This is a genomic window from Streptomyces sp. A0958, from assembly GCF_004795035.1.
Taxonomy (GTDB): domain Bacteria; phylum Actinomycetota; class Actinomycetes; order Streptomycetales; family Streptomycetaceae; genus Streptomyces.
On the sequence record NZ_SSBK01000002.1, the window covers coordinates 37,561 to 49,764 of the forward strand.

6 protein-coding genes are annotated in these 12,204 nt (G+C 68.9%); 2 read left to right on the forward strand and 4 right to left on the reverse strand.

Going from position 1 to position 12,204, the window contains the following annotated elements; translation table 11 throughout:
• Window positions 1-11: 11 nt before the first annotated feature.
• Window positions 12-2,033: an N-6 DNA methylase gene (locus E6P78_RS02320; protein ID WP_136201800.1), complete on the reverse strand. Its 2,022-nt coding sequence runs from the start codon at window positions 2,031-2,033 to the stop codon at window positions 12-14.
• A gap of 125 nt (window positions 2,034-2,158) precedes the next feature.
• Window positions 2,159-2,476, reverse strand: coding sequence for a 3'-5' exonuclease (locus tag E6P78_RS02325; RefSeq protein WP_240799011.1), 318 nt, complete (start codon window positions 2,474-2,476; stop codon window positions 2,159-2,161).
• A gap of 443 nt (window positions 2,477-2,919) precedes the next feature.
• Between E6P78_RS02325 and E6P78_RS02330 the strand changes: the two genes are divergently transcribed.
• Window positions 2,920-4,170 carry an N-acetyltransferase gene (locus E6P78_RS02330; protein WP_206307701.1) on the forward strand — a complete coding sequence of 417 codons (1,251 nt, stop codon included), beginning with the start codon at window positions 2,920-2,922 and terminating at the stop codon, window positions 4,168-4,170.
• Complete coding sequence (locus E6P78_RS02335) at window positions 4,167-4,646, forward strand: ASCH domain-containing protein (protein WP_240799012.1); 480 nt, start codon at window positions 4,167-4,169, stop codon at window positions 4,644-4,646. Before E6P78_RS02330 ends, E6P78_RS02335 begins: the two co-directional genes overlap by 4 nt.
• A gap of 372 nt (window positions 4,647-5,018) precedes the next feature.
• On the opposite strand, the gene E6P78_RS02340 is transcribed toward E6P78_RS02335, so the two are convergent.
• Both E6P78_RS02340 and E6P78_RS02345 read right to left on the reverse strand, forming a co-directional pair.
• A complete protein-coding gene (locus E6P78_RS02340; RefSeq protein ID WP_136201801.1) occupies window positions 5,019-9,176 on the reverse strand; it encodes a DNA methyltransferase in 4,158 nt (1,385 codons plus the stop codon).
• Window positions 9,173-12,136: a helicase-related protein gene (locus E6P78_RS02345; RefSeq protein ID WP_136201802.1), complete on the reverse strand. Its 2,964-nt coding sequence runs from the start codon at window positions 12,134-12,136 to the stop codon at window positions 9,173-9,175. Before E6P78_RS02345 ends, E6P78_RS02340 begins: the two co-directional genes overlap by 4 nt.
• Between the last annotated feature and the right edge of the window lie 68 nt (window positions 12,137-12,204).

Sequence of the window (12,204 nt, forward strand, 5' to 3'; positions counted from 1 at the left end):
CGCCGGACGTGCTACGCCCCGCCCGCGAGACGCCCGGCTGCCAGTTCGTCACCGAGGTCGTGGACGAGGTCCGCACCGAGCTCGGCGGTGCGTCGCGCCAGCTGTTCGAAGGCGGCGAGCTCACGAAACGCCTCACCGTAGCGCCGCTGTTCGCGCAGCGGCACCTGGCGGACCTGGAGGCGGCGGACATCGATGCGGGAGGAGCTCGTCGCATGGGTCCCGGCCTGCCGGACGTTGGCCGGGGAGCGCAGCGAACCGGCGAGGAACCAGGCGTCCAACTGCTCGGGCTGCACGCGCACGGCGTGCAGCTGAGCTCCCAGGGCGGTGGGTACTCCTTCGTGGACCCAGGCAGAGAAGGCCCGCGCCACTCCCACCACGACGATGTCTCCGGGTTGGGCGATCACGGCTTCGCGCAGCGCCGGGTCGTCGCCGGCGAGGTGTCCCCTGGGTGCGCCGCCCGACAGGAGGTCGGGAACAGTCAGGAGCGGAATGTCCTCGGCGGACGGCATCTCGGTGCGGACCGCCGTCTCTGGTGGCTGCTGGCCGCCGCGCAGGGTGAGCGCCCCCGCCCGCGCCAGTTCGGCGACGGTGGTGGCCGTGGGTGTGTCGTGTGCCGCAGAGGTGAGTTCGAGCGCCGCGAGCAGCCGGGCGGACTTGGTCACCTTGGCAGTGAGGTCTTTGAACTCCCGCCAGGAAGCCGCCAGTCGGGGCGCACTGTCCGCCGGGGACGGGGTGATGTGGCGTCCCGGTGTAAGGTCGACCTCGTCGTCGAGCAGCTCGATGACGGGCACGCACCGCACATAGGCAGACCCTTCCGTCGAGTTCTTCCCCCCCACGGCCTCGCGCAAGAAATCACCGATCGCCGCCCAGTCGGGGGCCCATTCACGGCCCGGATCTCGGGGGAAGCGGGACACTCCGTCGGCCACCGTCAGATGACCGCCCACGGGTGGCTCCTCACCCGCCGCGGGCGCCCGTAGCACCCACAGGTGCAGGGAGACGCTGTGCGGCGCGGCGCACCCCGGCGGCAGCGCCACGACTGCCTTCAGCTGGCCGGTGCGCAGCAGGGACCCACGGATGCGCCGCCCAGCCTTGCGCGCCGCCACTGCGGGAGGCAGCAGCAGCACGGCCGCACCTCCCGGCCGCAGCCCCGCCAGACAGTGCTGGACCCAGGCGAGTTCGGGCTCAGTACGCGGCGGCAACCCGTGGCTCCAGCGGGTGTCCGTGGCCAGCTCCTCGTACCCCCAGTCCCGTTCGTTGAACGGCGGATTGCACAGCACGACGTCGGCGGGGACGTCGGCGAAGGGGTCGTCTCGCAGAGTGTCCCCCGCGCGTACGTCGATGGAGGCGGGCCCTGTCCGCAGTGCCTGCCCGACAAGGTTCAGGCGTGCTTCGGCGAGCGCGGCGAGGATGGGGTCGCGATCGCCGCCGAGCAGGGTCGGCGCCCCACCGCCCCGCTCCTCGGCCACCTCGGCCGCAGCCGTCAGGAGGTGGCCAGTGCCGCAGGCGGGGTCCATCGCCGTAATACTGCCGTCGACGGCTGCGACGCGGGTAGCGATGTCCACCATGAGCGCGGCGAGCGGCTCGGGGGTCGTGGCGATCTGGCGTACGTGGACGTCGAGCCAGCGGCGCAACAGGAAGGCGAAGGTCTCCGGGCCTCCTTCGCGCTGCCCGAGATCCACGGCCCGTTCGATGAGGGCCGCCGTCTCTTTCGAGTACGCCGACTGCCCCGTCCCATCCCGCCCGGCGAGCCGTCTGCCCACCTCGGCGACCGCCACCCCTGTCTCGTCCCGTCCGCCGATCGCCTCGAAGCGCGGCCAGAGCCATTCGCGCTCGACGGACTTCTTGAGCTTCTTGTTCTCGCGCAGCCAGTTCTCGATGTCGGTGAGTGAGAACTGGGGATTGACGTCCGTGCCAGCGATCCGGACGGGGAACGACGGATGACGCCGCCGCCAGTTGCTGACGGCGGCCCGCCCGACGCCCGCGAGACGAGCGATTTCCGCCAGGGACACGGGTACGGCACGCGGTGTGGACATCTGAACTCCCTGGATGCTTCTCGATGAATGCGGATGCTCCCCCACCTAAAGGCGCGCGATCAAGCCACTCTTTCCCTCCCGCGCGCCCCGCAGACTACTACGCCCACTGCAAGCATTGACAGAGTTCACAGGGCAATGGGGCGTCGCTCTTCCTGCTGTCTCACGCCGTCGAGGAAGTTGCCCGGCCGACCGCTGTACGACATGTACAACGCCTCTCTCGCCCGGGTGCTCGCGACGAACAGCAGGCACCTTTCGGCCGCAAGATCGGTCGCGTTCTGCAACGGGTCGACGTCGGCGGATGTCACCGCCGCCGCGAAAGGGAACGCCGACGCGGTCACCCCTGCCACGACCACGCAGCCGAACTCAAGACCCTTCATGCCGCACAGGCTCGACACCCACACCCCGGCCACATCATCGGACCGCCTGTCCTTGACCCGCACCACGGGCAGCCCGGCACCGGTGCCCGGCAGCTACTGGGACTTCCCCATCGCCTCATGAACGCGGGCGCGAGACGGCTTGTCGAGCCGGTCCACACCCTCTCAGAAGGAGTTGGTGATCGCGATCTGCGGCATACACGCCTCGCCCTCCTTCGCCAAGCCCCGCCCCAAAATGAAGCATTGACTGAGTTTACAATGATGCATATTGGGTGCGGCCTCATTTGATCAATCCATGGTCTGTAGCTGGCTTCGCTTGGCAAGATTCACTCGGGACGTTGTCCGGCCGGACAAGTGACCACGGAGGGGGAACATGGCGATCGAGGTGCTGCCGGTGTCCGGGGAGGAGTCGGAGCTGATGGCCCCGGTCATCGCCCTAGGCGACAGGTACACGAGGAATAGAGTCGCCCGACGCACCACTCACCGCTGGGCAGCGCGCCCGCCTGCAGTATGTGGCCGAGACGTCCTGCGCCGGCCTTCAGGTACTGGTGACTCGCGATCCCGGACTCGCCGCCCTGGCTGATGTCGCTTGGGGCGTAGCGCGCGTCAAGGTCGTCTCCCCCGCAGTGGTCACCCTGCATGTCGACGAACTGCACCAGGCCCAGGTGTACCGGCCGGCCGATCTCATGGGTACCGCCTTCTCCGCCGAGGCGGTCACACCCGGCACCGAAGGCGAGCTGGTCGCCTTCTTCGACCAAGCCGACGGCGAAAGGGGTTCCGCCTTCGCGGAGCGATTGAGATCCCTCGCCAGGGACGGTGTGCTGTGGCACAGGGAACTGCTGCGGGACGGAGCGGGACACCCCGTAGCTCTGAACGTCTGGGCGATGGACGGCCGCACACTCAACGTCGCCTTCCTGCGTACGGCCTCGCACCCTCTAGAGGAGACACTCGCGAGGCAATTGCTCTTCATGCTGAAGAAGCTCGCCCGGGAGAGAGGCGCACAGGCGGTCCGCATCGCGGATCCGTACATGTCCGCGGCCGCCAAGGCCGCGGCTGGCAGCGACGGCTTCATCGCCGACGAGAGCGGCTTCACTGCGGTCCTCGTCGATGTGTGCGGCCCCGCAGCCGCCGTATCCGCGGCGGCCGCCGAGATCGGAAATCGCCTGGGGCGCGTGATGCCTGCCCTGGATCCTCGGGTGCCGCCGGAGATCGCGAGCGTGGCCGAGCGGGTGTGGTGGCCGGTGAAGCTCATCGATTCGGCACTGCCGTCCTTCATCGCCCCCATCAGACCGCGTTGGTCGACGGAGCTGTTCGACGTTCCGGCCATGCTCGTTCCCCGGGCTGACGTGCTCGGCATCAGCCGCGAGCACGTCTACTACCGGTCACCAGGGGGCCGAGGGGAGTCAGTCCCCGCCCGGATCCTCTGGTACGTCAGCGGGGGCGGCTCCAGGCAGCAGGGGAAGATGGTGATCGGCTGCTCGCGCCTGGACGAAGTGATCGTCGACGAGCCCGACACCCTCTTCTCGAAATTCGAACACCTGGGCGTATATGGTCGTGCCGACGTGCGCGCGACAGCCGACAGCTCGGGAAAGGCCATGGCCTTGAGGTTCTCCGACACGGAGCTCTTTCCCGCACATGTGACGCATACCCGGTTGACCACATTGGCCGGGAAGCTGCGGCTACCGTTGCCGCTGACGTCACTGTCGAAGATCAGCAACGCGCTGTTCCAGGCTGTTTATGAAGAGGGGCACCGAACACCGTGAACGATCCGGAGCGCACGATGCTGCTGTCCGTCCACCCCCGGTTCGCCACGGCGATCCTGGCCGGGACGAAGACGGTGGAGGTCCGCCGCCAGCGCGTCGCCGCCCCGCCCGGAACTCCGGTCCTGCTCTACGCGACCGCCCCCACCATGGCCATCGTGGGCCTCGCGCGCATCGCCTCGGTCCGGGTGGCCTCTCCCCGCGAGGTCTGGACCGCCAGTCGGACGAAGGCCGGAATCAGTCGACGCGAGTATGACGAGTACATGAGCGGGGCGATCCAGGCGAGCGGGCTCTCGCTGGAAGCACCCGTGGCCTTCGATGCTCCGGTGCCACTGGCGTCCCTGCGAGCTGCCGGGCCGTTTCATCCACCGCAAAGCTACCGGTACTTGACGAAAGACAGCCTGCGGAAGGTACTGGTAGCCGCACCGGACGGTGGTGCGGCCCTGCGCGACTCGCTGAGCGAGCTCGCCCGTGCCTGAACGGTCCGCGACCACCGGCTCACCGGCGGCACACGGCCCACACCGTCTTGCCACCGGGGTGGTGCGGGCGTACACCTCAGTCACCGGCGAGGAGTAGGCCGCGGGCGTCGGTGACCTCGGCGCGCCTTCCGCACGCGTCCAGGCGGACGGCGAGGCGGGTTTACTGGCCGCGTACCCGGCCGTGCAGGGCCGCGTTCGCTGTCAGTTAGGCGATGAACACGGTGGCCGTGGTGATCAGGCCGCCTTCTCGGGAGTCCTGCCCGGCGACAGGTGCGTCGCCAACAGGTCCTCGGCAGCGTGGCGTACGGAGAGCACGCCGTGAGGCCGGATGGAGCCGCTTCAACTGACCGACTCCGTCAGCAACTTCCTGGTTCAGCCCTCGTGGCGGGGACCCTTGCCCGGTGGCGGGTCCAGAACGGTCCGGTACGCGCGACCGGCTTCGCGGGCCTCCGCCATGCGGTCGTAGAGGTCGAGGATGAGGTCCTTGGTGCGGTAGGTGCCGCCTAGGGCCTCCTCCCTCTTCTTGACCGTGGAAAACGTCTCCATCACGTATTCCACGTCATCGCGGTTGAGCCCGTATGCGTGGAATAGGGCGGCGTCCAGCTCGGCACGCAGCAGTTCACGACGGTCCGCTTTCCAGCGGAAGGGGGCTCCTCCATCCCCGTGACTCCTGGCGAAGGGCGCCATGTCCCTGGACGTGTATGACAGCTCCAGCACACGAGGGGTGATCCAGTCCGCGAAGCTCCCCTCCTCCGCTGTAGTAAACGGCAAGGCAGCCTCCCGCGCCAGAACAGGGAACTGCATCACGTAGCCGTAGGTCATTGATGTTCCGGCAACTTTCTGCCGTGCCACGTAGTCGAAGACGTACGACGCCAGAATGCCGCTCAAGGCCGCCGCCCCGACTCGGACGAACATCAGCGGAAACTTGTGACCCACGCCGTATGCGGGAAGAGACGTGCTGATCACCGTCCTGGTGTCTGTGGAGCGGGCAACATCCCTCCACCCCATCAACCACCCGTTCTCCCATTCCCGCTCCGCGAGCCGCGAGGCCACCCCCGGCCACATGATCCGGTTGCCCTTGTTGTCCCGCTTCCCCGAGTCCACGTCGAACTCCGGCACCCAGTACCGGGGCATTGGCGCGAACTCCGGATCATCATGCTGCTCCGCCGTGGCCCTCGGCAGCGTCCCCACGTTCGCCTGCGCTTGCGTCTGCCTCTCGTACGTGCCAAGCCGGTGGTCGAAGTGGTGCAGCATCTTCGCCTCGTACAGCGGCAGATAGCGGTGCCCGTCGGATGGGTGCGTGAAGATGTTGCCCTTCAGCTTCCAGCCCTCGCCCTCCAGTTCCGCCCTGCCACGGAACAGGTGCGAGTCGTTGGACATGTCGAACATGCGCATGAAGGTCAGGCCCCACGGGTCCGTACCGCCCCTGCCGTCCGCGCCCGGCTCCCTCCTGAGGACCGGAACCCGGCGGTAGATCCCCAGTGTGATCTCCGCGTCCCTGCGGGTACGGAACACCGGCAGCGTGCCAGTGTTGGGGTTGACCAAGAGGATCTCCTCGGGCGGCATCGCGAAGCGCCGCTCGTCGAGGTCCGCCATGTAGCGGGTGCCGAAGGCGAAGGACGCGGAATTCACCCGCTCACCCCGACCGGTGACGGTCAGCAGCGAGAAGCGGACCCGATGGTCCACGTCCCGGCTGAGGATGAACGCCTCGTTCTCGAAGTCCAGGAACGATGCGAGCCGTGAGCTGCGCACCAGGTTGGAGAAGAAGGGCGCGGTCGTCGCGTCGGTGGCGATGCCGGTCGGCAGGACGAGGCCGAAGCGCCCCTCGGGAGCGATGCCGAGCGAGGCGGCCTCGGCGAAAACCGCATACGTGTTGACGTCGCCGCGCCCGGCCAGCGGGAAGCGGCCCGAGTCGCGCAGCAGGTGGCTGACGCCCTCGGAGAGGCGGCGCGCCGCGATGAACTCGGCGTGCAGCGACCGGTCGGCCTCCTCTTCGCTGGTGGCCAGCGCTGCGATCCGGCGCTCGCGGGCGGCCTTGTTCGCGGCTTTCGCGACCGAGGCGTCACGGGTGGCGAAGAACTCCTGCTCCTGGAGCTTGACTCGCTCCCACGGAGGGTTCCCCAGCACACAGCTGAACCCACCCTTCCACCCGGTCCGCTCGTCCACGTCCGGCGCCGTCGGGTCGGCCGGCACCCGGAACACCTCCGGGAACTCAAGATGCCAGTGGAAAAAGTGGTACTCCTGGCGCAGCTCCCGCACGGTGCGCGCGGTGCCGCCGGGCAGGTGCGCGTCGGTGTCGACCTTGGCGTCCGTGTCGCCCTCGGCGGAGTGCAGGGCGAGGAGGGAGTCGGTCGTAAGGGCGGGCGGCGAAGCAGTCTCGACCTTCGTCCACACGAACGCCGCACACCAGGCGTCGGCAAGTCTGCGAGCCCTGATGTAGTCCTTGGACGTCGTCAGTTCGTGGTAAGCGCGAATCTGGTCCTGAACGTCCTCTAGTTCCATCGACCGGGCATCTGTGATCGCGGAGGTGGCTTTAACGAAAGGTGCGTTGGACACAGCGATGGCGTACTCCCTGGAGAACAGAGCTCCCTGGTCCACGCCCTTACGGACCGCCGCCAGCCACCGCTCGCGCTCGCTCGCGTTGCGAGACTTCAGGTTCCTGACTGCCTTGGACTCGTCGCCCTCCAGGACCTTGAACGCCTCGTCGGGCAGACCGGACGCGAGGAGCTTCGGTGTCGTGCCGAGCAGGCCGTTGCCGTGCTTGATGTGCGCGTCGAGGAAGGTGAGCGGGCGGCCAGGTTTCATGGCCTCAATCCACAGGGAGACCTTGGCCAGCTCCACGGCCATCGGGTTGAGATCGACGCCGTACACGCAGCGGCTGATGACCTCGCGTAGGGCGTCCCGTACGGCCTCGGCGGTCGGCTCTGGGTCGTCGGTATCGATCTCGGCGAGCCGGCGGGCCACGCGGCGGGCCGCCGCGACCAGGAAGTGGCCACTTCCGCAGGCCGGGTCGCACACGGTCAGGGCGAGCAGCGCCGCCTTCCGTTCCTGCTTCGTCGTGCCAGAGCGTACAGCCCGCTCGATGACCGGGTCGAGGGTGGAGTCCAGGAGGCAGTCGATCAGGGGCGAGGGTGTGTAGTACGAGCCTGAGGTCTTGCGATCGTTGCCGTCCAGCTTCGCCAGAACGTACGAGCCGTCCTCTTCCTGGCGGGGTTCGAGTTCGAGGAGCGACTCGTAGACCGAGCCGAGTTCGTCCGCGCCAAGGTGCCGGTAGTCGACCTTGCGGGGCCGACCGAGCTTGGCGTCGAAGATCACGGCGAGGGCTCGCACCGCCTCGTACAGTGACTCGTTGGTGAGGGCGAGACCGTCCAGCCGCTCGTCCACAGTAGTGGGTTCGAAGAGGCCGCCGAGGGCGGGCAGACCCAGTTCGGGGCGCCCGCCGGGCTCGCCGAGGCCCTTGATGACGAGGGTGAGAGCCTCCCACTGGTCGCCGTGAGGGCTGCCGGTGCGGCGGGCGAGGCGGCGCAGGCGGCTGGTGGAGAAGTACTTCTCGTAGCGGTCACGTGCGGCCTTGTCCGCGTCGGGGTGCAGAAGCAGGCCGCGGTCCTCGGTGACAAAGAGGAAGAGGAGCCGATAGACGAGGCGCAGCAGGGCGGGATGCAGGTCGCGGACGGTGAGCGTGCGGGCGTGCAGGGCCTCGCGCAGCTCCGCGTTGTCGGGGTGGGCAATAAGTCCGCCGCCGATCACCGTGAGGGCTTTCTCGACGCCCTTGCGGAGCTCCTTGAGAGCGCGGGTGCCGGAGTCGATGGCCTCGGTGCGCCACTTCTCCAGCAGGCAGGAGGCGGCGGGGGCACCCTCGAAGCGGGTGCGGTGCAGCAGGCGCCACAGGAGGACGAAGTCGTCGGACCGCTTGCCCTCGAAAATCGCCTGGAGGTCGAACTCGATGAACGCAGCACCGGTCAGTGATGCGGACTCGCGCAGCAGCCGCAGCTGGCGGCCGTTGGACAGGACACCCCACAGAGCCTTGTCACCTGAGCGGTTCAGGTACTCCTGCACCATGGACTGCGGGGCCTGCGGCGCCACGTGCGGGGTGCGGACGTCCAGCGGGACGTTCCAGCCGGTGAGGTGCACGGGCACGTGCGCCCACGCGTGACTGACCGGGAAGTCCTTGGTGTCGTCGTGGGCGGGCAGGCCGGGCTCCGGCACAGCGGACAGTGCGCCGAAGCCGAGCTGCTCGAACAGGGGCAGCAGCCAGCGTTCGGTGGTGAGCCCCACCGCGTGCACACCGGTGTCGTCGTCCGCTCCGTCGCGGGCGAGAGCGTCCTGGTAGGCGGCCCAGACGCCGCAGAGATATCCCCAGGAGCGCTCGGCGGCGTCCCGTACGGACTCGCCCTTGGCGAACAGCCGGTAGTCGGCGGGCTTCGAGCCGGACTGCTCCTTGCCCTCCTTGATACGGACGAGAAGGTCGTAGGGCAGCAGCCCGCCGACGGTGGCGACGGTGTCGGTGACCAGGGTTCTCGCGGTGCTCACGCGTCGGCTCCCAGCTGGATCGTGGCGGCTGGCCGGTAGAGGAAGACACCGAGGACGTCCGGATCGCCCTGCGGGACGGCCTTCAGGCCGGCGAGACGGGCCCGAGCCGCGGTGCGGACCCGGTGGTGCGAGGCTTCCAGCTCCGTCGCGGCCGCCTCGGAGCGCAGTCGCAGTTCGTCCATGAGACCGGTGTCCAAGGCGGCAAGGATCGACGCGATGTGGTCGGTGGCGAAGCCCGGGTCGGAGTTTCCGGTGGCACGGGCGTCCAGGAGGGCCAGCGCCTCCTCGTCCGGCAGCCACTGCGGGGCTTCGGGCCTGCCCTGAAAGGCCACCACCCGTGCCTCCTCGGCGAGTTGGGGGCGGATTTCGCCGTCGCGGGTGGGCAAACTGAGCTGGAAGCGGTGGCGTACGAGAAGCATGGTGGTGGGCCGTCCCACGGCGTTCGTACGGATCACGCCGCAGCGGCGGGCCGGACGCTGCCAGGCCGGGAACTTCTCGTCCAGGGCGGTGTCCAGAACGAAGCGGGCCGTCGCGGCCACCACCGGGTCGGTGCGGGTCAGCGCCACCTCGCCGCGCGGAGCGCTCGGCGCGTCGTGGAAGACGACCGGGCGCGGATGGCGGGGGCCGAGCGCCGCGGTCACGGCATCGCGCAGGCCCTGTGGAAGCGCGTCGGTGTGGGCGGTGAATCCGCCCTGCTTACGGTCTGCGGGCACCCCGCGCAGTGCGCCGAGCGCGCGGCGGGTGAACTCCCTGACCTCCTCGCCGGTGCCGAGTGCGGCACGGATCTCGGCGACCTCGGTGGCCACGTCCTCCTTCTTGATCCGGTTCTGGGCGTAGAGGGACCGGGAAGCCTTCTCGCGCTCAGCGGAGGACTCCCAGGCGAGCTCCAACTGCTCAGCGGCGGGCAGCTGTTCTCGCTCAAACAGTCCCTCCTGCTCGAAGGAAGGGGTGTCGCTGCGCAGGATCAGCTCTTCGAATACCGCTTGCATGGCGCTCTCCGCCTGCTGCGGCACGGGGACGGAGATGCCGATGGCGCGGCGAATGCGCTCATGCTTGCGCAGCAGCACCTTCAGGACGATGTCGTCGACCGGGTTATCCGCCCCGTACAGGGTCAGCGCCTTCACTGTGTCGGTACGCTGCCCGAAGCGGTCGACGCGACCCTCGCGCTGCTCGTGGCGGGTCGGGTTCCAGGCCAGGTCATAGTGGATGACAGCGTCGAAAGACTCCTGGAGGTTGACGCCCTCGGACAGGCAGTCGGTGGCCACCAGGACCCGCCGCTCGGGGGCAGGCTCTCCGTGCTCGTCCGCGCCGGTGAGTTCGGCGATGCGGTTCAGGCGCATGTCGGGCGAGAGTTCGCCAGTGACGGAGGCCACCGCTACCGGGTGTTGGGTGCCTCTCTTGTTGAGCACCTTCTTCAGGTGGTCGGCGACGTAGTCGGACGTGGCGATGTATCGGCAGAACACGATCGGTCGGTATCCGGAATCGAGGAGGTCGGTCACCGTCGCCACCAGCTTCTTCAGCTTGGTGTCGCGGGTGGGACCGGCGAGTTTGCCCGCGGCATCGGCCATGGCGACTAGACGGGCCTTCTCCTCGGCGTCGAGATCGTCGGAGCCGGTCTCTTCGGTCGTGGACGTGGCGGTGGGCAGCAGACTGCCCGGTACCTCGTCCGCGGACTGGACGCTGTCGGTGTCCGCCGGGTCCGAGACGGTCACCTGCCCGGTACGGTCCACCTCGTCAGGGCTGTCCGCCTCCTGGACACCGGCCCTGGTGTTCAGCGACCGTACAGCGGCGGCGGGCGAGGAGGAAAGGGTGCGCAGCAGCGCCAGGGTCGACCACCAGCGCTGCCGCTGCTGCAACGCGCCGTCGGCGGAGCGCACCGTCTCCCGGGCGTATGCGAGGACCTCGGCGAGCAGGGCGCGGTAGTCGCGGTGCAGGGTGTAAGAGACCTCGGCGGTGTCCCGGCTGGAGGGGAAGTGTGCGCCGTCCTGGAAGTCCTCACGAATGTCGGCGCGGCGGCGCTGCACGAAGAACTGGGCGAGCAGCTCACGGCCCGCGCGGGATTCGAAGCCAACGGTGGCGAGGCGGGCATCAAGCAGCCCGAGCAGCCTTCGGAAGGGCTCCTCCTTGCCGCTGTGCGGGGTCGCGGTGACCAGCAGGAGGTGGCGATCGGGGACGTCGGCGAGCGCACGCAACAGTCCGTAGCGCTGCTGCGACGTGCGTGCCGAGACCTGCGCCGTGGAGTCCGCGACGCAGGTGTGCGCCTCGTCGACGATCACCAAGTCGGGGCAGTTGTTCAAGAAGTCCTCGCGGTAGCGGGGCGACTTAATGAAGTCTGTGGAGACCACGTAGGCGCCGTCGGGGCGGAACACCGAATGCCCGTACGGCGTCTCGCGCTCAAGGCGGCCAATCGTTGCGGGCAGTACTAGCCGCGCGTCGATACCGAACTTGCCGCGCAGCTCGGCCCGCCACTGTTCGGCAAGTGCCGGGGAGCACAGCACGACCAGGCCGCGGGCATCGCCCTGGGCAAGCAGTTCTGCTGCAATGAGGCCAGCCTCGACGGTCTTGCCGATGCCCACGTCGTCGGCGATCAGCAGCCGCACCGTGTCCTGGCGCAGCGCCATCATCAGCGGCACCAGCTGGTACGGGCGTGGGTCCACGGCGATCGAGGCGAGCGACCGGAAGGGGCCCGCCCCTGCCCGGAACCCGATCCGGAGGGCGGTGCGCAGCAGACCGGCGGTGTGCTGGTCGCCGAGGTCACCGGGCGTGGGCGGGGCGAACGTGGCAGGCACCACGGTCTCCAGGCCCGGCAGCACCCCTGCGATGTCGACATCGGCGCCGCCCAGCGGGCGCAGCACTAGGAGCTCCTCGGTGGAGTTCGGCAGCACCACCCATTCACGGCCCCGGGCATGGACGAGAGAGCCGACGGCGTACTTCGGGGCCGGCGCGGCGGCGGTGGTCATACGGGCCTTCCGGGTGGGTGCGGGCGTGCTTGACGTACGTACAGGACGGGGAGGAAGCGGCCATCGGC

What these genes read in the sequence shown, in the direction of transcription:
- E6P78_RS02345 (WP_136201802.1), bottom strand. Translation starts at nt 12,136, where the DNA reads ATGACCACCGCCGCCGCGCCGGCCCCGAAGTACGCCGTCGGCTCTCTC.
- E6P78_RS02320 (WP_136201800.1), bottom strand. Translation starts at nt 2,033, where the DNA reads ATGTCCACACCGCGTGCCGTACCCGTGTCCCTGGCGGAAATCGCTCGT.